General features: G+C 70.7%; 21 protein-coding genes. 11 read left to right on the plus strand and 10 right to left on the minus strand.

Annotation, left to right across the window (positions count from 1 at the left end; genetic code table 11):
* Positions 1-40: 40 nt before the first annotated feature.
* Complete coding sequence (locus G515_RS22755) at positions 41-2,110, minus strand: coiled-coil domain-containing protein (RefSeq protein ID WP_028660418.1); 2,070 nt, start codon at positions 2,108-2,110, stop codon at positions 41-43.
* 194 nt (positions 2,111-2,304) lie between these two features.
* On the opposite strand from G515_RS22755, the gene ald reads away from it, so the two are divergent.
* From ald to ygfZ, 4 genes are all read left to right on the plus strand, one after another.
* Positions 2,305-3,420: an alanine dehydrogenase gene (gene ald, locus G515_RS0112660; RefSeq protein ID WP_028660419.1), complete on the plus strand. Its 1,116-nt coding sequence runs from the start codon at positions 2,305-2,307 to the stop codon at positions 3,418-3,420.
* Between the two features lie 63 nt (positions 3,421-3,483).
* On the plus strand, positions 3,484-3,981 hold the full coding sequence (locus G515_RS0112665; RefSeq protein ID WP_028660420.1) for a heme-binding beta-barrel domain-containing protein: 498 nt from the start codon (positions 3,484-3,486) through the stop codon (positions 3,979-3,981).
* Positions 3,982-3,991: 10 nt separating this feature from the next.
* Positions 3,992-4,465 carry a Fur family transcriptional regulator gene (locus tag G515_RS0112670; protein WP_051218347.1) on the plus strand — a complete coding sequence of 158 codons (474 nt, stop codon included), beginning with the start codon at positions 3,992-3,994 and terminating at the stop codon, positions 4,463-4,465.
* The gene (gene ygfZ / locus G515_RS0112675) at positions 4,462-5,424 is read left to right on the plus strand and encodes a CAF17-like 4Fe-4S cluster assembly/insertion protein YgfZ (RefSeq protein ID WP_028660422.1); all 963 of its coding nucleotides are present in this window, start codon (positions 4,462-4,464) and stop codon (positions 5,422-5,424) included. The genes G515_RS0112670 and ygfZ overlap by 4 nt, the downstream gene beginning before the upstream one ends.
* A gap of 156 nt (positions 5,425-5,580) precedes the next feature.
* Here ygfZ and mshD read toward each other — a convergent pair whose 3' ends face one another.
* Together mshD and G515_RS0112685 are read right to left on the minus strand one after the other, a co-directional pair.
* Positions 5,581-6,390 (minus strand): mycothiol synthase, encoded by an 810-nt coding sequence (gene mshD / locus G515_RS0112680; RefSeq protein ID WP_028660423.1) that lies wholly within the window; start codon positions 6,388-6,390, stop codon positions 5,581-5,583.
* Positions 6,391-6,476: 86 nt separating this feature from the next.
* On the minus strand, positions 6,477-7,214 hold the full coding sequence (locus G515_RS0112685; RefSeq protein ID WP_028660424.1) for a winged helix-turn-helix transcriptional regulator: 738 nt from the start codon (positions 7,212-7,214) through the stop codon (positions 6,477-6,479).
* A gap of 132 nt (positions 7,215-7,346) precedes the next feature.
* Here G515_RS0112685 and G515_RS0112690 point away from each other — a divergent pair, with 132 nt between their 5' ends.
* From G515_RS0112690 to G515_RS0112710, 5 genes are all read left to right on the plus strand, one after another.
* Positions 7,347-7,649: a MoaD/ThiS family protein gene (locus tag G515_RS0112690; protein ID WP_051218348.1), complete on the plus strand. Its 303-nt coding sequence runs from the start codon at positions 7,347-7,349 to the stop codon at positions 7,647-7,649.
* Between the two features lie 43 nt (positions 7,650-7,692).
* Positions 7,693-8,061, plus strand: coding sequence for a thioredoxin family protein (locus G515_RS21290; protein WP_051218349.1), 369 nt, complete (start codon positions 7,693-7,695; stop codon positions 8,059-8,061).
* 339 nt (positions 8,062-8,400) lie between these two features.
* The gene (locus G515_RS0112700; protein WP_028660426.1) at positions 8,401-9,249 is read left to right on the plus strand and encodes a sulfurtransferase; all 849 of its coding nucleotides are present in this window, start codon (positions 8,401-8,403) and stop codon (positions 9,247-9,249) included.
* Positions 9,249-9,548: a DUF1416 domain-containing protein gene (locus G515_RS0112705; protein WP_028660427.1), complete on the plus strand. Its 300-nt coding sequence runs from the start codon at positions 9,249-9,251 to the stop codon at positions 9,546-9,548. The genes G515_RS0112700 and G515_RS0112705 overlap by 1 nt, the downstream gene beginning before the upstream one ends.
* Positions 9,549-9,642: 94 nt before the next feature.
* On the plus strand, positions 9,643-10,116 hold the full coding sequence (locus G515_RS0112710; RefSeq protein WP_028660428.1) for an SRPBCC family protein: 474 nt from the start codon (positions 9,643-9,645) through the stop codon (positions 10,114-10,116).
* An 81-nt stretch (positions 10,117-10,197) separates the two neighbouring features.
* Here the strand turns inward: G515_RS0112710 and G515_RS0112715 are convergent, their stop codons facing one another.
* Complete coding sequence (locus tag G515_RS0112715; protein ID WP_028660429.1) at positions 10,198-11,655, minus strand: GntT/GntP/DsdX family permease; 1,458 nt, start codon at positions 11,653-11,655, stop codon at positions 10,198-10,200.
* Positions 11,656-11,912: 257 nt separating this feature from the next.
* On the opposite strand from G515_RS0112715, the gene G515_RS0112720 reads away from it, so the two are divergent.
* On the plus strand, positions 11,913-12,224 hold the full coding sequence (locus G515_RS0112720) for a putative quinol monooxygenase (RefSeq protein ID WP_028660430.1): 312 nt from the start codon (positions 11,913-11,915) through the stop codon (positions 12,222-12,224).
* Between the two features lie 55 nt (positions 12,225-12,279).
* Here the strand turns inward: G515_RS0112720 and dtd are convergent, their stop codons facing one another.
* Positions 12,280-12,708, minus strand: a complete 429-nt coding sequence (dtd, locus tag G515_RS0112725) for a D-aminoacyl-tRNA deacylase (RefSeq protein ID WP_028660431.1) — start codon at positions 12,706-12,708, stop codon at positions 12,280-12,282.
* A 229-nt stretch (positions 12,709-12,937) separates the two neighbouring features.
* Here dtd and G515_RS0112730 point away from each other — a divergent pair, with 229 nt between their 5' ends.
* A complete protein-coding gene (locus G515_RS0112730; RefSeq protein ID WP_028660432.1) occupies positions 12,938-13,936 on the plus strand; it encodes a 3-keto-disaccharide hydrolase in 999 nt (332 codons plus the stop codon).
* A 67-nt stretch (positions 13,937-14,003) separates the two neighbouring features.
* Here the strand turns inward: G515_RS0112730 and G515_RS21295 are convergent, their stop codons facing one another.
* From G515_RS21295 to cysC, 5 genes are all read right to left on the minus strand, one after another.
* Positions 14,004-15,818: a BCCT family transporter gene (locus G515_RS21295; protein WP_211221026.1), complete on the minus strand. Its 1,815-nt coding sequence runs from the start codon at positions 15,816-15,818 to the stop codon at positions 14,004-14,006.
* Between the two features lie 132 nt (positions 15,819-15,950).
* Positions 15,951-17,258 (minus strand): sulfate adenylyltransferase subunit 1, encoded by a 1,308-nt coding sequence (locus G515_RS0112740; protein WP_084653542.1) that lies wholly within the window; start codon positions 17,256-17,258, stop codon positions 15,951-15,953.
* Positions 17,258-18,172 carry a sulfate adenylyltransferase subunit CysD gene (cysD, locus tag G515_RS0112745; protein WP_028660434.1) on the minus strand — a complete coding sequence of 305 codons (915 nt, stop codon included), beginning with the start codon at positions 18,170-18,172 and terminating at the stop codon, positions 17,258-17,260. The genes G515_RS0112740 and cysD overlap by 1 nt, the downstream gene beginning before the upstream one ends.
* Before the next feature lie 148 nt (positions 18,173-18,320).
* The gene (locus tag G515_RS0112750) at positions 18,321-19,280 is read right to left on the minus strand and encodes a sulfite exporter TauE/SafE family protein (protein WP_028660435.1); all 960 of its coding nucleotides are present in this window, start codon (positions 19,278-19,280) and stop codon (positions 18,321-18,323) included.
* A gap of 220 nt (positions 19,281-19,500) precedes the next feature.
* The gene (gene cysC, locus G515_RS0112755; RefSeq protein WP_036555501.1) at positions 19,501-20,709 is read right to left on the minus strand and encodes an adenylyl-sulfate kinase; all 1,209 of its coding nucleotides are present in this window, start codon (positions 20,707-20,709) and stop codon (positions 19,501-19,503) included.
* Between the last annotated feature and the right edge of the window lie 20 nt (positions 20,710-20,729).

Consider the following 20,729-nt stretch of genomic DNA (forward strand, 5'->3'; position numbering starts at 1 on the left):
GAGCGGGTCGGCGTGCGCGAAGAGGGTGCTTCGGAGAGCCTCAGTCCGCCACGGCGGAGGGCCGCCAGCGGAGGATCTCGCGGGAGAACTCCTCGGGGTCGACCAGTCTGGCATCGACGACCACCGGCTCCGGGTCCTCGGGGTTGCGGAACTCGACCCGCCACCGGCGCTGGCCCGGTCGGCCGTGCACCTCCAGCCTCACCGCACGGTCGTAGAGGTCGAAGCGGTGGTGCCGGGTGCCACGCCGGATGTCGACGATGCCGGTGTCGGTCACGGTGACCTCGCCGGCGTCGATGGCACCCGCCCTGCCCTCCGGCGTGAAGCTGCGAACCTCCACCTCCGGATCGTGCGGGGGAGGAGCCTCGGCCGAGGAGTACGACGGGCCGCGCCGGGCGCCAGCGCTCCGGGAAGCGCTCCCCGATGGCGGTCGGTCCGCGGGGGCGGTCGCGGGTCGGGCCTCGGAGGCGAGCTCGGCCGGGGCGGAGGTCGTCTCCAGGGCGAGCTGGAGTGCGGCCATGCTGCGCTTGGAGCCCTTCTCCCTGATCGTGGTCACGACCTGCTCGCGCAGGGTCACCAGTTCGCGGGCGAGCTCCAGCGCCCGCTGCTCGGCCGCAGCCCGGTCGCGCAGGGCGGCCTCGACGAGCTCGGTGTGATGCCGGATCGCGGCCTCCACGGCTTGACGGTCGATGGCCGCCTGCTCGGCCCGCTCCTCGGCCTCGGTGCGGAGCCGGGCGGACTCGGCCGCGGACGCCTCGGCGGTCAGGGTGGCCTGACGGGCCGCGCTGACCCGGCGTTCGCTCTCGGCCTCCACCTCGGCGATGCGGGTCACCGCTTCGGCGGTGCGGTGTTCGGCGGCCATCCGCTCGCGGGCCGTCTCGGTGTGTCGATCCAGCTCGGCGGTCAGGGCGTCCTCCGCGGCGGCCCGGGCGGCGATCGCAGCCGACGCCGCCTCCTCGGCGAGGTGCCGGGCGGTCATCGCCTCCTCGGCCCGGGCGGCCGACAGGCGGGCGGTGTCGTCGGCGTCCAGACGGGCGCGGTGGGCCTGGTCGGCCGCGATGGCTGCGGCGCGCGCGGCCTCGGCCTGCTCCTCGGCCAGGCGGTGCGCGGCGTGTTCGGCCTGGGCCGCCTGGGCGGCCAGGGCCGCCTGCTCCTCGGCCGCGGACTCGGCCTGTTCCCGTCGCGTGTGCGCTTCGCGTGCCGCGGCCTCGGCGTGGCGCGCGACCGCCTCCGCCTTGGCGCGGAGCTCGTGGGCGGACTGGGCCGCAGCGGCCTGCTTGCGGGCGGCCTCCTCGGCGGCGGCCCGTGCGGTGGCCTGGGCCTCGGCGTCCCGGTCGGCCGCGGCGCGGCCCTGGTGGGCCTGGGCCGCGTCCTCGGTCGACTCCTGGCGCGCCGCATCCGCCCTGCGCGCAGTCTCGGCCTGGGCGGCGGCGACCCGCTCGGCCGCGGTGCGGGCCTCGAGGGCGGCACCAGCCTCCTCGGCGTGCGTGCGGGCGACCTCCTCGGCGGTACGGCGAGCCTCCTGCGCGCCCGCCGCCTGGACGGAGGCCTCCGTCGCGAGGGCCTCCGCCGCGGTGCGGGCCTCGTGCGCGGAGGAGGCCTCGGTGGCCCGCTCGGCGGCGGCCTCCTCGGCCTGACGGCGGAGCTCGCCCTGGGCGGTGGCCGCCTCCTCGGCGGCGGTGCGGCGCCTCTCGGCCTCCTCCGCGGCCGCGGCCTGCCGGGTGGTGGCCTCCTCGGCCGAGGTGCGGGCGGAGATCTGCTCGGTCGCGGCCTGTTCGGCCTCGGCCCGCAGCCGGGTGGCTTCCGCCAGCCGCTGCTCGGCCTCGGCCAGCGCCCGGTGCGCCCGGTCGGCCTGCTCGACGGCCTCGGCCGCTCGCTGGTCGGCCTCGGCACGCAGTCGTTGGGCCTCCGTGGCCGACTCCTCGGCGGCGATCCGCTCGGCGGCCTGCTCGGCGCCAGCCTGCTCGGCCGCCTTGCGCAGTCGCACAGCCCGCTCGGCGGTGGCGGTGTGTTCGGCGATCTGCCGGGCGATCTCCTCGGGGGAGGGCAGGTCGGCGTCCGATGAGCGCCGGAACCACCGGCGTCCCTCCGACGGCTGCGGGGTCTCATCCATCGCGGGAATCCTATCGACCGGGTCGGTGGCGTGTCGCCGCGATCCGGATCACGGCCCGGTCCCGGCACAGGACGTCGTGGGCGCGTCGGCGGTGGACGTCCAGTACCCGCCGACGGGTTCCCTGAACCGGGTTCCAACCACCATGATCGATGTCGTAGGTGGGCCGGGTGAGACGTCTGCGGCAGGAGAGTGACATGAAGGTCGGCATCCCGAGGGAAGTCAAGAACCACGAGTACCGCGTGGCCATCACCCCGATCGGTGTCCACGAGCTGGTGCAGCACGGCCACGAGGTCAGGATCGAGGCGGGTGCCGGCACCGGGTCGGCGATCTCCGATGACGAGTACGCCGCGGCGGGCGCCCGGGTGTTGGCGCGTGCCGATGACGTCTGGGGCGAGTCGGAACTGGTGCTCAAGGTGAAGGAGCCGATCGCGGAGGAGTACCACCGGCTGCGCGCGGACCTCACCCTGTTCACCTATCTCCACCTGGCCGCCGACAAGCCGCTCACCGAGGCGCTGCTGGGGGCGGGCACCACCGCGCTGGCCTACGAGACCGTCCAGCTCCCCTCGGGGGCGCTGCCGCTGCTCTACCCCATGTCTGAGGTGGCCGGATGTCTAGCGCCCCAGGTCGGGGCGCACGCGCTGCTCAAGGCCCAGGGCGGCCGCGGGGTGCTGCTCGGCGGGGTCGGCGGGGTCCAGAACGCCAAGGTGGTCGTGATCGGTGCCGGGGTCGCGGGCCAGAACGCCGCCAACATCGCGCTCGGGATGGGGGCCGACGTCACCCTGCTGGACACCGACCTGGACAAGCTGCGGATGTCGTTCTGGCGGTACAACAACCGGGTCCACGGGCTGGCCTCCTCGAGGCTGACCATCGCCGAGCAGGTCCGGCAGGCCGATCTGGTCGTCGGCGCGGTGCTGATCCCCGGCGCGGCCGCGCCGAAGCTGGTCAGCAACGAGCTGGTCTCCCAGATGAAGTCCGGCTCGGTCCTGGTCGACATCGCGGTCGACCAGGGCGGCTGCTTCGAGGACACCCATCCCACCACGCACGCGGATCCGATCTACCCGGTGCACGACTCGATCTTCTACTGCGTGGCGAACATGCCCGGCGCGGTGCCCAACACCTCGACGTACGCGCTGACCAACGCGACCCTTCCCTACGTCGTGGCGCTGGCCGACCGTGGCTGGGCGCACGCCTGCCGGGTCGACCACAGCCTCGCGCTCGGACTGAACACCCATGCCGGCAGGCTCACCAACGCCCCCGTGGGGGAGGCGGTCGGGATCGACAGCGTCGCCCTCGCAGATCTGCTCGGCTGACCCGGCCGGGGGCGATCCTCGCCGACCGGGCGCCGGGGGAGCGGAAACCGTAGACTCGGGGCCGTGCCATTCGAACTGCCCGACAATCTCCACCCCGACTGCGGACCGGTCGCCTGGATGCTCGGCACCTGGCGGGGCAACGGCCACGGTGACTATCCCACCATCGACGCGTTCCAATACGGCCAGGAGCTGGTCTTCGCCCACGACGGGCGGCCCTTCTTCCACTACTTCGCTCGCAGCTGGATCATCGACCCCGAGACAGGCGAGAAGGTGCGCGACGCGGCCCTGGAGACCGGGTTCCTGCGCTGCCGTCCCGAGGGCAAGGTCGAGTTGGTCCTCACCCACAGTTCCGGCATCGTCGAGGTCTGGTACGGCACTGCGGAGGGCGGCAAGCTCGACCTGGCCACCGACGCGGTCGGCCGCACCGAGTCGGCCAAGGAGTACACCGCCGGCAAGCGGCTCTACGGCAACGTCGAGGGCGACCTGATGTACGCCTTCGACATGGCGGCGATGGGGCAGGCGCTCCAGCCGCACCTGTGGGCGCGACTGAAGCGAGCCTGATCGGCGCATCATGGCGGCACCGGAGCAGGGAGTTGAACCCGGGACGGACCCCGAGGGGGACTGGCGTGAGCGGCTGCGCCGCTCCGGCCGGCGTCTGACCCCACAGCGTGAGCTCATCCTGCGAGCGGTCCAGACCCTCGGGCACGCCACCCCTGACGAGGTGCTCACCGAGGTGCACACCCAGTCCACCTCGATCAACATCTCGACGGTCTACCGCACCCTCGAGGTGCTCGAGGAGTTCGGGCTCGTGCGGCACGCCCATCTGAGCGACCGCGCGCCGACGTTCCACTCCGTGGGTGAGCACGAGCACTTCCACCTCGTCTGCCGGAATTGCTCGCGGGTGATCTCGGTTGACGTCCAACGAGCGGAGTCGTTCGTGGCCGTCCTCGGCGACGACTTCGACTTCGAGCCGGATCTCGGACATCTGACCGTGTTCGGTCGGTGTCGCTCCTGTCCGGATCCCGAACACGTGGAGGAAACATGACCAGCCCCCTGCTCGCCCTGCCCGGAGCCGTGGCCGGCGACGGAGCCGACGCCCCGGTCGCAGCCCATTACGGCTCCTTCAACCTCGAGCAGCGTCGGCTCGAGGCCGGTGACGGCTTCGTCGACCTCTCCCACCTCGACGTGCTGCGCATCGCCGGACCGGACCGGCTCACCTGGCTGCACTCGCTGACCTCGCAGCACTTCGAGGGGCTCGGGCCCGGTGTCTGGACCACCGCGCTGGTGCTCTCCCCGCAGGGTCACGTGGAGCACTTCCTCGCCGGCGTCGACGACGGTGAGGCGTTCACCGCCTGGACCGAACCGGGCGCGGGTGCCGGCCTGCTCGGCTTCCTGGAGCGGATGAAGTTCTGGTCCGATGTGACCCTCACCCAGGAGCCCGGGCTGGCCACGGTCTGGCGGCCGGCCGGCGAGGGCAGGGACGCCGGCTACTCCTTCATCGCCCGCGACCAGCTCACGGCGTACGCCGACGCGGTCGGTCCCGCCGCCGGGATGTGGGCCTTCGAAGCACTCCGGATCGCGCGGGGCGAACCCCGCTTCGGCGTCGACACCGACGAGCGGACCATCCCCAACGAGGTGGGCTGGGTGAGCCTGGCCGATGAGCCGTGGCGCGCCGTCCACCTGGACAAGGGCTGCTACCGGGGCCAGGAGACGGTGGCCCGCGTGCACACCCTGGGCCGCCCACCCCGGCGACTCGTGCTGCTGCACCTCGACGGCTCGGAGAACCGTCTGCCCGAAGCAGGTGCTCCGCTCCAGGCCGGTGAGAAGCAGGTCGGCTTCGTCGGCTCCTCGGCGCGTCACCACGAACTCGGGCCGATCGCGCTCGGCCTGGTCAAGCGCAACGTCGAGGTCACCGCCCAGCTCGAGGTCGACGGCATGCCGGCAGCCCAGGAGGTGCTGGTCGACCCCGAGGTCGGGCTGCACGTGCGCCCCAAGCTTCGCTGAGGGGTGTGCAGGCGCGAGCGCCCCGAGCATCCGAGCTGGCTGGCCCCCGAGGAGGGGCGCCGGGCGGGGACGACCTGCGTCACGACGCAACGACGGTCGCCGCCGTAGCGTGGTCCGCACTCGGCGCATGAGCCCGGTCGGTCGCCGCGGCGGGAGTCAGTCGCGGGCGTACTGCACGTGCGTGTCAGCGGGCGCGTGGGTGAAATCCAACCCGGTGTAGAGCCGGATCGCCGGCGTGTTGTCGGACTCCACGTAGAGGTGGATCTCGGCGACCCCCAGGTCGGCGAGGTGCGCCAGGCCGGCCGAGGTGAGGATCCGGCCCAGCCCACGACCCTGGGAGGACGGGTCGACGCCGACGACGTACACCTCGCCCAGTCGACTGGAGTGCCGCTTGGTCCAGTGGAAGCCGAGCAGGCGATCCTCCTCGGTGGCCAGGATCAGTCCGGCCGCGTCCCACCAGGGTTCCCCCATCCGCTCGGCGAGTCCGGGGCCGTCCAGCGCGCCCTGCTCCGGGTGGTCGGCGAACGCCGCGGCGTTGACCCGGAGCAGTTCGCTCTCCCAGCTCGAGGTGTAGCCGTGCAGGCTCACGCCCTCCGGTGCGGAGGGGGCCTCGAGGTCCTCGGTGACCGGGCGCCGCATCACCCACAGCTCACGGGTGCGTCGGAACCGGTACCGGGCGGCCAGTGCCGCCGCCGCCGGATGGTCACCGTGCGACCAGGCGCGGATCGGTCCCGAAATCTCAGTCAGCGCCTCCTCGAGCAGCCTGCCGCCCAGACCGTGTCCCCGTGCGGAGGGCCGGGTGACCAGCGAGAGTTCGTCTCCGAGGAGCACGGCGACGCCATCGGGATCTCCCCACACCCGGGCGGAGTCGGGACGGTGCCGTAGGGCCAGCACGGTGGCCTCGTCCAGCGGCGCGGCCCCGTCGTAGTGCTCCGCGGCCCGGGCGATCTCGGCGATGTGGTCCACCCGCTCAGCTTAGAGGTCGCGGAGCGTGTTCGGGGCCCGCTCGCCCCGCCGGTCCGGCCGAGGACCAGCCCGGCTCCGGTTCCGGCTCAGGCGTCGACCGAGCGAGGAGCGGGGACGCCGGCGCGGGCCGCGCCGTCCTTCTCCGAGCTGGGCAGGACGAACCGGTAGCCGACGTTGCGGACGGTGCCGATGAGGGTCTCGTTCTCGGCGCCGAGCTTGGCCCTCAGGCGGCGTACGTGAACGTCGACGGTGCGGGTGCCGCCGAAGTAGTCGTACCCCCAGACCTCCTGCAGCAGCTGCTGCCTGGAGAAGACCCGGCCGGGGTGCTGGGCGAGGTACTTGAGCAGCTCGAACTCCTTGAAGGTGAGATCGAGCGTGCGGCCGCCGACCTTGGCGGTGTAGCTGGCCTCGTCGACCACGACCTCCCCGGTGCGGATGACATGGGCCTCCGGGTCGCTGGCGTCGCGCTCGGCCGCGAGCCGTCCGAGCGCCAGCTTGATCCGGGCCTCGAGCTCGGCCGGACCACAGGTGTGCAGGACCACGTCGTCCATGCCCCAGTCGTGGTTGACCACGGCCAGTCCGCCCTCGGTGACGATCAACAGGACCGGGATCTCGGTGCCGGTGGTGCGGATCAGGCGGCACAGGTCGCGGACCTGCGCCAGATCCTGACGCCCGTCGACCAGGAGCAGATCGGAGTCGGGTGCCTCCAGCAGGGCGCTGCCCTCCGCAGGGAGGATCTTCACCGAGTGGCCCAGCAGCGCGAGCGCGGGCAGCACCTCGGCGGAGGGTTGCAGTGCCTTGGTCAACAGCAGGATGGTGCTCATACGGGTTGTAGCCTCCCCGGACGGAGTCAGGAGCACCGAAACACAGCGTTGGGCCTCGGTCGTCGATCCTTGGACGGCATGTTAGCCGACGGCTCGGCCGTTTCCGGGGGAGGAGAAAGGTGTGGGCGTGAGATGAGTCACTCACAGGTTCGGGGTGTCGACGCGGAGCCGAAATCGATCCTGGTGCGCTACTGGGCCTCGGCCAAGGCCGCGTCCGGCACCGCTCAGGACGTTCTCGACGTGACCGGTCCGATCGCCCTCGCCGAGGTGGTGCGTCGGATCCTGGAGCGGCACGCCGACACCCGGTTGGAGGCGGTGCTGGGGGCGTGTTCGACGCTGATCGGCGACGAGCCGGCCGGCACCAGACCGGCCGAGGAGGTCGTCGTCCACCCCGGTCAGACGGTGGAGTTCCTGCCGCCGTTCGCGGGCGGCTGATCGGCGGGGCGTGCCGCCCCGCGGGAATGTCCGTGCAGCCGGCGTGGTTGCGCCGGGCGTGACCACCTGGCAGACCCTCGCCCCGGCCGTCGGCGATGCGGTGCCGGGGGAGCGGGCCACGCTGGTGCAGTTCTCCTCGGCGTTCTGCGCGCCCTGCCGGATGGCCCGTACGACGCTCGCGCGGTCCGCTGCGCTGGTGCCGGGGGTGGTGCATCTCGAGGTCGACGCCGAGCGACACCTGTCCATCGTGCGGGCCCTGGAGGTGCGCAGTACGCCGACCACGCTGGTGCTCGACGCCGGTGGGCGTGAGGTGTGGAGGGCGGAGGGTGTGCCGTCGCGCCGGCAGGTGCTGAGCGTCCTGGCGGGAGTCATTCCACCACCCGTCTCGAATGACAAGACGCCAGTCTCATGATGTGGTCGGTTCGTTTTTCCTCCTCGCCCAAGCCGCCTAGTCTCTTCCTCGTGTTCTCGACCATGCTGACCCGTCGCCGCGCAGTCGACCACTGCCGTGTGCGTTCGGCGCTGTGTCGAATGTCCAGCTGAGCCAGGGCACTGCCTCCTGCGGCCTCTCGCCGCCCCTGCGTTCCGCCGCCCCGTGCGGCGGCCGTGGCCAGCCCCGGCTCCGTCGTGGCCCTCCTCGCTCCGCCCTCCGGGTCGGAGAACAGAGCGGCCGCCCGCGACCCGTTCGCCTCCCTGCCCCGCCCTCCCAGATTCCCCTCACCGGGCCCGGTGAGCACAGAAAGGTAAGTACATGAGCCGCGAGAACTCCCTCGTCTCCGCCCAGTGGGTGGAGGAGCACCTCGACGACCCGAAGGTGGTGCTCATCGAGGTCGACGAGGACACCTCGTCCTACGACCGCAGCCACATCCGTGGCGCCATCAAGCTCGACTGGACCACGGATCTGCAGGACCAGGTGCGTCGCGACTTCGTCAGCAAGGCGCAGTTCGAAGCGCTCCTCTCCGACCGCGGCGTCGCCAACGACGACACCGTCGTCCTCTACGGCGGCAACAACAACTGGTTCGCCGCCTACGCCTACTGGTACTTCAAGCTCTACGGCCACCAGGACGTCAAGCTGCTCGACGGCGGCCGGAAGAAGTGGGAGCTCGACGCCCGCGAGCTGACCGACGAGCCGGTCAAGCGTGAGGCGACCAGCTACACCGCGACCGAGCAGGACCTCAGCATCCGTGCCTTCCGTGACGAGACCGTCGCGGCGATCGGCACCCAGAACCTGGTCGACGTCCGCAGCCCTGACGAGTACGCCGGTCGGCTGCTTGCCCCGGCCCACCTCCCCCAGGAGCAGGCCCAGCGCGCGGGGCACATCCCGACCGCGGCCAACGTCCCGTGGAGCAAGGCGGCCAACGACGACGGCACCTTCAAGTCCGACGACGACCTCCGCAAGATCTACGAGGAGGCCGGCGTCGACTTCGGCAAGGACACCATCGCCTACTGCCGCATCGGCGAGCGGTCCTCGCACACCTGGTTCGTGCTCAAGGAGCTCCTCGGCCAGGAGAACGTCAAGAACTACGACGGCTCCTGGACCGAGTACGGCAGCCTGGTCGGCGTTCCCGTGGCGCTCGGCGACGAGGCAGGGGTCGCCTGATGTGCGGCGCGACCGAGGGCGGTCTGTCCCTGGCGGGCGTGGACGTCGCGAAGGAGGCCGTGATCCAGGGTCAGGTGACCCGCGACGGCGAGCCGCTGGCCGGCGCCTACGTCCGACTCCTCGACCGCACCGGTGAGTTCACCGCCGAGGTCCCGACCTCGGCCACCGGCCACTTCCGGTTCTTCGCTGGAGACGGCCAGTGGACGCTGCGCACCCTCGCGCCCAAGGCCGAGCCGGTCGACAAGGTCGTCCACGCCGCGACGGGCAGCGTGGCCGAGGTGGTCATCCAGGTCGGCTGACCGCTCACCCGGTTCACGACAACGTCCTGCGCCCCGGCTGCTCACAGCCGGGGCGCAGGACGTTGTGCGTCGGCGACCTGCCATCCTTCGGTCCATGGATCTGACACCGCGCACACACAGCGACTCGATCGACATCGCCGCCACCCCCCAGGAGGTGTACGCGGTCGTCTCGGACGTGACCCGCACCGGGGAGTGGTCGCCCACCTGCCGCGAGTGCCGCTGGGAGGAGGGCGACGGTCCGCGTGTGGGCGCGTCCTTCATCGGCCGCAACGAGACCCCCGATCGGACCTGGGAGACCCGTTCCGAGGTCGTGGCCGCCGAGCCGGGGTCCGAGTTCGCCTGGATGGTCGGCAAGGGCTTCGTCCGCTGGAGCTTCGCCATGCGACCGACGCAGGGCGGCGGCACCGAGCTGACCCAGAGCTGGGAGTTCACCTCCGCGGGCCTCACGTTCTTCGAGACCACCTTCGGTGAAGGTGCCGCCCGGGCGGCCGAGGACCGCACCAAGGCGGCCCACCACGACATCCCCGCCACCCTGGCGGCGATCAAGCGGATCCTCGAGGGCGAATGAACCGAGGCTGACCGCCGACGCGAGAGCGGCCCGTCCCCGGTCGGGGACGGGCCGCTGTTCGTCTGGGCCGGTTCGGTGGCCTCAGACCACCGTGCTCAGGGTCAGGACGCCGAGCAGCCCGATCACGCCGACCACCGTGCTGTAGGTGGTGCGCACCTTGATGGTGTCGATCACCGACAGGTTGAGGTACTCCTTGAAAAGCCAGAAGCCCGGGTCGTTGACGTGGGAGAAGGCGATGCTGCCCGAGGTGACTGCCAGGACCATCAGTTCGGGGGAGACCCCGTCCCCCAGCAGCGGCATCACGATGCCGGCCGCGGTCACGACCGCTACCGAGGCCGACCCCAGAGCGGCTCGGACCACTGCGGCGATCACCCAGGCGAGGATGAGCGGGGAGATGTCCCAGCCGTGGGTCAGCTGCTCGATGTAGTCGGCGATCCCGGAGTCCACGAGCACCTGCTTGAACGCGCCGCCGGCGCCGATGACCAGGATGATCAGCGCCATCGGCTTGACCGCGTCGCCGCAGGATTCCATCGCGGCCTGGAAGCGGGCGGTCAGGCCGGTCGGGGGCGCGGGGCGCTCGAGGTACGCCGACCCGGTGCCGCCGCCGGCGACACCCGAGCCGCCCGGCGTACCGGCGGATCCGGCGCCGACCGCGACCAGCTGCTGCTCGGCACGGGCGTTGAGCCGGATGATGTTGCCGCCGAGCAGGACCACGGCGAGCACGAGCGCCACCAGCAGGGCGATCGGCGCCTCGCCGAAGAACTCGATCGACTTGGCGGTCGAGGAGCCCTCGGGGAGGGAGAGCATCGTCGCCGCCGAGACCGCCATCATCGCGATCGGGATCGCGACCACGGCGATACAGGTGCCCAGCCGCGGCAGGTCCTCCTCGGCGAAGTCTCGGTCGGTGGTGAGGGCGGTCGGGATGGTGGGGTTCATCGCCCGGACGAAGGGGAGCCGCGGCCAGGTGTAGCCCACCACGGCCGCCGCGACGCAGGCGATCGGGAGGCCGTAGAGCAGGGTCAGCCCCTGGCTGGCGCCGAAGGTGCCGGCCACGGCGGCCGGGCCCGGGTGCGGCGGCAGGAAGCTGTGCATCGTGGAGAGCGTGATCGACATCGGCAGGCCGACCCACAGCAGTGGCAGCCGATGCTGGCGGACCAGCGTGAAGACGAGCGGGATGAGGAGGACGAAGGCCACCTCGTAGAACAGCGTGATCCCGATACACACCGAGGTCAGCATCACCGCGAGCTGCACCCTCGAGATGCCGAACGCCCGGGTCAGGCTCAGCGCGATCCGGTCCGCCGCCCCGCTGTCGGCCAGCACCTTGCCGAGCATCGCGCCGAAGCCGAGGATGAGCACGAGCTCGTCCAGTTGGCCACCGACCCCCTCGAGGATCGAGTCGTAGACGTCGTAGACGGGCATGCCCTGGACGAGGCCGACCAGGATGGCGACCACGAACAGGGCGATGAACCCGTTGAGCCGATAACGGGTCATCAGCACCAGGAGGATCGCCACGGCAATGGCGACGACGAGGAGAGGCATGGGTCAGCTCTCAATCAGATCTGTGGGCACGGCAGAAGGCGGCGACCAAGTGAGCGTCGCCACGTCCGGTAAGAAGGTAGGTCGTCCATGTGATGCTCGTCTAAGCCTGATGTCGCATGAGGTGATACTGGGGCGGTATGGCAGCGGCCTTTCCCACGGGGAGGCCGGTGACTGAGCGCTCAGTCAGGGATACGGTGTGACCACCACCACGCCCTATGGGTCGTCAGGTGGCGCCCACTTCGAGGAGAGGACCCTTTGTGACCGTCAATGTCGTCGCCGTGATCACCGCCAAGGAAGGCCAGCAGGACGCCGTCCTGGCCGCGATGAAGGAGGCCGCGCCGCACTACCACGCCGACCCGGGCTGCCTGCTCTTCGCGCTCCACCGGAGCGGACGCTCCAAGATCGTCGTGGTGGAGTCGTACGCCGACAAGGAGGCCCTCCAGCGGCACGCCGAGTCCGATGTGTTCAAGGCGCTCGGCGCCAAGACCAAGGACCTCGTCGAGGGCCCCAGCGAGATCACCCTGTGCACGCCGGAGCCGTGTGGCGACGAGAAGAAGGGCGCGCTCTGAGGCGCGATCCAGCTGAGTGGCTGACCTCTCGCGTGCCGCACCGGCGGTGCCGAGATCAGGGCGTCTCGAGCAGCACCGTGAACGGTCCGTCGTTGACCGACCGCACCTCCATCTGTGCCCCGAAGACGCCCCGCTCCACGGTGGCGCCCAGGCGCACCAGTTCCGTGCACACCGCGTCGTAGAGCGGTTCGGAGACCGGCCCGGGAGCGGCCGCCGTCCAGGTCGGACGGCGGCCCTTCCGTGCGTCGCCGTACAGCGTGAACTGGGAGACCATCAGGACCGGTGCCCCCAGGTCGGCGGCCGACCGCTCCTCGGGCAGGATCCGTAGCTCCCAGATCTTCCGAGCCATCCACGCCACCTGCTCCGGTCCGTCGGCATGGGTCACGCCCAGATAGGCGAGCAGCCCGGGGGAGGAGAGCTGGCCGACGACCTCGTCGTCGACGATGACCGAGGCGGAGGAGACTCGCTGGAGTACGGCACGCACCGGGCCCACCCTAGTGACCCGACCGGCGGCCTGGGACCGGAGGACGAGGAGCGGCTACTTTCGAGGGTCGGCTGCGAAAGTGCGTCGGGAGGCTTGAGGTCAGGACCCCGCATCCCTAGCGTCGGGAGTGATGCAGGTCACCCGACGCACAGGAGTCCCCATGTTCCGAGGTCCCCACCCACGCCGCGCCCGATTCAGCAGATGGAGGGGCGCTGCGGGGCTCACCGCGATGCTCGTGGCCGCAGCCACGGCCACGGCCTCGCTCGCGCCGACGGCGGCGAGCGCGGTGCCTCCGGCCCCGACCTGCGAGGCTCCGGACGCCCGGCCCACGGTGGTGCTCCTCGACGACGACACCCGGATCGCCAACCAGAGCCTCAGCGGCGGGTGCACGCTCAACGACGTCCTCGACGACGAGGCCTCCTGGCGCAGCCACGGGCGGTTCGTCGTACACGTCCTCGGGGTCACCCGGGACCTGGTGAAGGACGGTGAGATCAGCCGCTCCACGGCGCTCCGGCTGTGGGTGGCAGCAGCCCGTTCCGAGGTCGGCAAGGTGCCCGGCTACCAGATGCTCTTCGACGGGACGCCGGAGTCCTTCGCCGACTGGGCCTACGCCGGTGTGGGCGGCTTCGACCTCCTGCCCGAGGGGGTCATCCGCAGCCGGGTGGGAGCGACCGGGGGATTCGGCACGCTGTGGTACACCCCGGAGGAGTACGGCGACTTCTCCCTGCGCCTCCAGTTCCGTGACGACGCGCCCGGCGAGGGGCGCGGCAACAGCGGCGTCCAGGTCCGGTTCCCGGAACTGTGGGGGCCGGTCGAGGGCTGCCCGACGACCTTCAACGGCAGCGAGACCGGCAATCTCTCCTGGATCGCGGTCAACTGCGGCCACGAGATCCAGATCAACGACTCGCCCGAGACCGGCGGCAACGATCCGCGCAAGACCGGTTCGATCTACGGCTTCGCCGACCTGGATCTCGCTGCTGCCCGGTCCACGGACAAGGGCGTCTGGAACGATCTGGAGATCCGCGTGGTCGGCCAGCACTACACCGTGCTGCGCAACGGCGAGGTGATCAACGAGTTCGAGAACGTTCCGGGGCTGCCCTTCCCGGGGCGGCCGAACGACCCCGACTCCAGCAGTCGTGGTCTCACCGGGCACATCGGGCTCCAGGCCCACGGCAGCGCCGGCGACGTGGTGTCCTTCCGCAACGTGCGCGTCCGTCCGCTCTGCTGAGTGGTCCAGGGCCGGCGGTGGTCGAGGGATCACCCACGGGAGATCCCTCGACCACAGCCGCCTGAGGTCAGGATCGCGGTTCGTCGTCCGGGTCGATGGTCTCCACGTCGGCCGCGGCCTTCGCCAGGTCCTCCTGGGCGGCGGTGTCGTCCGTGCCCCCCTCGGCGTCCGGGTCGGCCTCGACCGAGATGACGAAGTCGTCCCCGTGCTCGGTGACTCCGGCGACGACGGCGTCGTTGATCGCCTGCCGGGCGTAGTGGGTGCGGATGATCAACGGGTCCGACATCAGGTCGCGCACCAGCGACACGCACAGCGCGATCATCACGAAGACGAACGGCACCGACGCCACGATGGTGATGTTCTGCAGACCCGTGAGCGCGTCCTCGCCGCCGACCCAGAGCATCACCGCCGCGACCGCCCCGGTGGCGGCGCCCCAGAAGATGACGGTGGCACGGCCGGGCTCGGTGGTGCCCCGCTGGGAGAGTGAGCCCATCACGAGCGAGGCGGCGTCCGCGCCCGAGACGAAGAAGATCGCGACCAGGACCATCACCAGGATGCTGGTGACCGTGGCCCAGGGGAACTGGTCCAACAGGTTGAACAACTGGTCCTCGGTGGCGCCCTGGTAGATCTGCTCGCCGGCGGCCTGGAGGTTGATCGCGCTACCGCCGAAGATGGCGAACCAGACCAGGCTCACCAGGCTCGGCACCAGCAGCACCCCGGTGACGAACTGGCGCACCGTGCGACCGCGCGAGATCCGCGCGATGAACATGCCCACGAAGGGGGTCCACGAGATCCACCAGGCCCAGTAGAAGACCGTGTAGCTGCTCAGCCAGCTCGCCACGTCGGTGCCCTGCGCGTCGGTCCGTCCGGCCATGGTCGGTAGTTGGTCGACGTACGACGCGATCGCTTCGGGCAGCACGTTGAAGATGAACATCGTCGGTCCGACGACGAAGACGAATACGGCCAGGATCAGCGCGAGCACCATGTTGATGTTGGAGAGCATCTGGATGCCGCGATCGATCCCGGAGACGGCGGAGAGGATGAAGCAGATGGTGAGGACGGTGATGATCGCGACGAGGACGCCGTTGCCCACCTCGCCGATGCCGCTGACGATCTCCAGGCCTCGGGAGATCTGTAGCGCGCCGAGACCCAGGGACGCCGCCGACCCGAACAGGGTCGCGAAGATGGCCAGCATGTCGATCACGCGACCGAGCGCGCCCTCCGCCCGGCGAGCCCCGATCAGCGGGATGAACGCCGAGCTGAACAGCTGCGAGCGCCCCTTGCGGAAGATGCCGTATGCCAGCGTCAGGCCGACCACGGCGTAGATCGCCCAGGGATGCAGAGTCCAGTGGAAGAGGGTCTGGGCGAGAGCGACCTCGGACCGTTCGGCGGGGGAGAACCCCTCGGTGCCGGGGATCTGGGCGTCGCCGTCATCGGCGAAGAAGGTCAGCGGCTCGCTCACCCCGAAGAACATCAGCCCGATGCCCATGCCGGCGGAGAACATCATCGCGATCCACGAGGAGGTGCGGAACTCCGGCTCCTCCCCGTCCCGGCCGAGCGGGATCGAGCCGTACTTGCCGAGGGCGAGCCAGATGGTGAAGACGACGAACCCGGAGGCTGTCAGGACGAAGAGCCAGCCGAGGTACTTCATCGTCCCGTTGAGGGCCTCGTCGGCCACCGAGGCCAGCGTGCTGGTGCTCACGAAGCCCCAGATCACGAAGCCGATCGCGATCGATGCGGTGACGCCGAAGACGACCTTGTCGATGGGACGGTCGCCGGTGACGACCTCGTTGTCGCCCAGCGCCTGATCCAGCGCCGGGTGCGGGATGCGGCGGGGTCCTCGGCGGATCCCCCGGTGTTCGGTCGGTTCCTCAGCAGCCATGGTCATCCACGCTAGCGACCGAGCGCCCCGGCGCCCAGGGCGGGGCTGCTCAGGTGGAGCGTGTCGCAGCGGGGGCGGACGCAGCAGGGCCCGCCTCCGGTAGGAGGCGGGCCCTGGTGGTGGTGAGGGGCGTCAGCCGTTGATCATGCCGGCCCCGACGGTCACGCCGGTGGCCTCGTCGATCAGGATGAACGAGCCGGTGGTGCGGTTCTTCGAGTAGGGGTCGGCCAGCAGCGGCACGGTGGTGCGCAGCTGGACCCGGCCGATCTCGTTGAGGCCGAGCTCGGTGGCGTCCTGGTCACGGTGCAGGGTGTTGACGTCCAGGCGGTACTGGATGTCCTTGACCAGGGCACGACCCGTGCGGGTGGTGTGCTTGATCGCCAGCTTCTGCCGGGGCTGGAGCGGCTTGGTGGTCATCCAGGAGACCATCGCGTCGATGTCCTGCACCGGCTCGGGTGCGTTCTTCACCCGGGCGATCATGTCGCCGCGGGAGACGTCCACGTCGTCGGCCAGTCGGATCGTCACCGACATCGGCGGGAAGGCCTCGGCGACCTCCTCGTCGAACAGGTCGATGCCCGCGATCGTGCTGGTCATCCCGGAGGGGAGGACGACGACCTCGTCGCCGGGCTTGAAGACGCCGCCGGCCACCTGGCCGGCGTACCCGCGGTAGTCGTGGAAGTCGTCGGACTTCGGCCGGACGACGTACTGGACCGGGAAGCGCGCGTCGATCAGGTCGCGGTCGGAGGCCACGTGGATGTGCTCGAGGTGGTGGATCAGGGTCGGGCCTGAGTACCACGGCATGTTCTGCGAGCGCTCCACGACGTTGTCACCCTGCAGCGCCGAGATCGGGATGACCTCGAGGTCGGGGATGTTCAGCTTCGTGGCGAACTGGGTGAACTCCTGGTGGATCCGGTTGTACGTCTCCTCGGAGTAGTCGACCAGGTCCATCTTGTTGATGCACAGCACCAGGTGCGGCACCCGCAGCAGGGAGAGGAGGACCGCGTGCCGGCGGGACTGCTCGGTCAGGCCGTTACGGGCGTCGACGAGCACCAGGCCGAGGTCGGCGGTGGAGGCACCGGTGACCATGTTGCGGGTGTACTGCACGTGCCCCGGGGTGTCCGCGATGATGAACTTGCGGTTGGGGGTCGCGAAGTAGCGGTAGGCCACGTCGATGGTGATGCCCTGCTCGCGCTCGGAGCGGAGCCCGTCGGTCAGCAGGGAGAGGTCGGTGTACTCGTGGCCCTTGCTCTGGCTGGTCGACTCGACCGCCTCGAGTTGGTCCTCGAAGATCGACTTGCTGTCGTAGAGCAGCCGCCCGATGAGGGTGGACTTGCCGTCGTCGACCGAGCCGGCGGTCGCGAAGCGGAGCAGGTCCATGCCGGTGGTGATGTCCGGGCCGGTGGTCGGCTCGCCGGTCGTGGGCTGGGTGTCGGTGGCCATCAGAAGTAGCCCTCCTTCTTCCGGTCCTCCATGGCCGCTTCGGAGAAGCGGTCGTCGCCACGGGTCGCGCCGCGCTCGGTGACCCGGGCCGCGGCGACCTCGTCGATGATCTCGGGCACGGTGCTCGCGGTGCTCTCCACGCAGCCGGTCAGCGTCATGTCGCCGACGGTGCGGAAGCGGACCGTGCGCTCCTCGACGACCTCGCCCTCGCGGAGCGGGTTGTGCGGGGTCTCGCTGAGCCACATCCCGTCGCGCTGGAACACCCGGCGCTGGTGGGAGTAGTAGATCGAGGGGATCTCGATGGCCTCACGCCCGATGTAGTCCCAGATGTCCAGCTCGGTCCAGTTGGAGATCGGGAAGATCCGCATGTGCTCGCCCTCGTGCAGCCGCCCGTTGTAGAGGCTCCACAGCTCGGGGCGCTGGTTCTTCGGGTCCCACTGGCCGAACTCGTCACGGTGGGAGAAGACGCGCTCCTTGGCGCGGGCCTTCTCCTCATCACGCCGGCCGCCACCGAAGGCGGCGGTGAAGCCACCCTCCTCCAGGGCGTTGAGCAGCGTGCCGATCTGCAGTCGGTTGCGCGGCGTCTTGCCGTCGTCGACGACGACGCCGTCCTTGATCGCCTGCTCGACGCTGGCGACGATCAGCTTGACGCCCAGGCGGTTGACCCAGTTGTCGCGGGTCGCCAGCACCTCGGGGAAGTCGAAGCCGGTGTCGACCTGGAGCACCGGGAAGGGGATCTTCGCCGGGTAGAAGGCCTTCTCGGCCAGTCGCATCATCACGATGCTGTCCTTGCCGCCCGAGAACATCAGGACGGGCTTCTCGAACTCGGCGGCGACCTCACGGAAGATGTGGATCGACTCCGCCTCGAGCTGGTCGAGCTGACTCAGCCGGTAGTCGGCGTGGGTTGCGGTCAACGGGGATGCCTTCCTTGGGGGTTGAGCAGCTGACAGCCTAACCGGGGGATCAGTGGGATCGAGAAACCGAGCCCGGCGGTGAGACCGAGGACGCAGGGGGCGCCCAGCAGATTACGGGGCGCTGGGAGTGCCGGCCCGTGACCCGCCATCACGTGCGCGGGGTGCCGGAGTCGGACATCTCGCGGTCGTGCCACCACGCCCCGGAGTTCTTGTCGAAGGGGGGCAGTCCGCGCGTTTGCCGGATGAACCCCCAGGCAAGCGGACCGAGCAGGAGCATGCCCGCGCCGATGATGCCGACCGCCTCGGGCGGGGCGCCGAGCATCTTCAGACCGGTCAGGCTGAGCACGATCACGATGCCGCGCCGGATCACCGACTGGCTGACCCAGCTGGCCATCCGGGCACCCAGGAACGTGCCGGGCACGCTGCCCAGCAGCAGCGGGATGAGCACCTCCCAGTCGACACCGCTGGTGACCACGTGCCCGATCGCCGCGGCGAGGACGAGCGGCACCGCCTGGACCAGGTCGGTGCCGACCAGCTTCACCGCGGAGAGCATCGGGTAGAGCAGGAGCAGGGCCACCATGATCAGCGAGCCCGACCCGACCGAGGTGATGCCGACCAGAAGACCACCGACCGCGCCCACCAGCAGGGTGGGGATCGGACGGATCGAGATGTCCTCACTCGGCGCGACGTTGCCCCCGGTGACCAGACGCAACTGGAGGTACATCCGAAGCGTGTAGGTGCCCGCCGCGAAGAGCAGCGCGACGCCGATGGCCATCTTCACGAAGCTGTCCGACCCCTCGCCGCCGCCGCCGATCGCGTGCACGATGAACCCGCCGGCGAGGGCGAAGGGAACCGAGCCGCAGATCAGGTAGATCGCCAGCTTCAGGTTGGGCGACCCGTGTCGCCAGTGCACCGTCGCGCCGACCGACTTGCTCACCGACGCGCTGACCAGGTCGTTCGCGACCGCGGCGGTGGGGTTGACTCCGAGGAAGATCAGGGCGGGGGTCATCAGGGCTCCACCACCCATGCCGGTCAGGCCGACGACGATGCCGACGCCGAAGCTGACCACGAGGACGGCCAGTGCGGAGACGGTGAAGAGTTCGAGCACGTCGGTTGCTTTCTGTTCGGGCCGAGATCGTCGGGTGACGAAGTAAAGCCGATAGAAGTAGTCGACAAAATGTAGGGGGCTGGGTGCGGGCCGGACCAAATCCCCGCATCGGACGGCGCGGGTCGTGGTGTGGCCGTCGGCGCCAGTGCGGGGGCGACGGCCGACGACTACGAGAGTAGGTGAGCGTTGCGCCGCAGCGGAGGAGTCGCCTGGCGCGCCGTCAGACCAGGTCCAGGTATCCCGCCTCGCGCAGCGCGATCAGGACGTCGCCGAGCGCGTCCTCGATACTCCGGCCCGTGGTGTCGACGCGGACCTCGGCGTCCTCGGGCTCCTCATAGGGCGAACTGATCCCGGTGAACTCCGGGATCTGGCCGGCCCGGGCCTTCGCGTAGAGACCCTTCCGGTCACGCCGCTCGCACTCCTCGAGGGGGGTCGCGACGTGGACCAGGAAGAAGGCACCACCCGCCGCCTCGGCGTACTCGCGGACCTGCTTGCGGGTCGAGTCGAACGGCGCGATCGGGCTGCACACGGCCACCCCGCCGTGCCGGGCGATCTCCGCGCCCACCCAGCCGATCCTGCGGATGTTGGTCTCCCGGTCCTCCTTGGAGAAGGTGAGCCCGGCGGAGAGATTGCGGCGTACGACGTCGCCGTCCAGGCTCGTGACGGTGCGGACCCCCTGCTCGAGCAGTCGGTCCATCAGGGCCCGCGCGATGGTCGACTTGCCGCTGCCGGAGAGGCCGGTGAAGAAGAGCACCAGTCCCTGCTCCTCGGTGGGCGGCTGATCATGGTCGATGACCGCCGCGACGTCGGCGGGGAACTCCTGCGCTGTTCCGGAGTCGAGGAGGTCAGGCAGCGCCCGGACCGGGTCGTCGCCGGCGTACGCCGCAGCCACCCTCTGACCGAGTTCGTGGTCGGCGGCCGGGTCGTCGTGCGCGGCCAGCGGCACCGCGACCACGACCGCGTCGTCGAGGTGGCCGGTGGCGAGCAGGGTCGCCCGGATCAGCGCCACCGACGAGAGGTCGGGGGTGCCGTGCCCGACGAGGGTGAGCAGTAGGACCGGGCCGAGTTCGGAGATCCGGTCGAGCTCGGCGTAGGTGAGCGGCCCGGTCACCGGGACCACCGTGCGACCGGCGTGCTGGGCGCGTGCCTGCGCGGGGGAGAGGTAGAGGCGTCGGAAGGGGCCGTACTGGGCGTGGGTCAGGGGGCTGACCGCCCCCTCGGGCCAGGTGACCGCGACCAGGGGGAGCCCCTCGGGGTCCACGATCTCGACCCTGCCGGCGGCGCGGGCGGCGGTGCCGACGTCGTCGGGGAGCGTGAGGGTGAGCGGGCTGCCGGGTGCGTTGACGGGGCCCGGGAGGGCTCCGGTCGAGATCAGCTCGAGGTCGTCGAGTTCGCGTGCGGTGGGGTGGTACTGGGGAGGCGTCGACACGGGCGTCAGTGTGGCACGCG

This window comes from Nocardioides insulae DSM 17944 (genome assembly GCF_000422825.1).
GTDB classification, from domain to species: domain Bacteria; phylum Actinomycetota; class Actinomycetes; order Propionibacteriales; family Nocardioidaceae; genus Nocardioides; species Nocardioides insulae.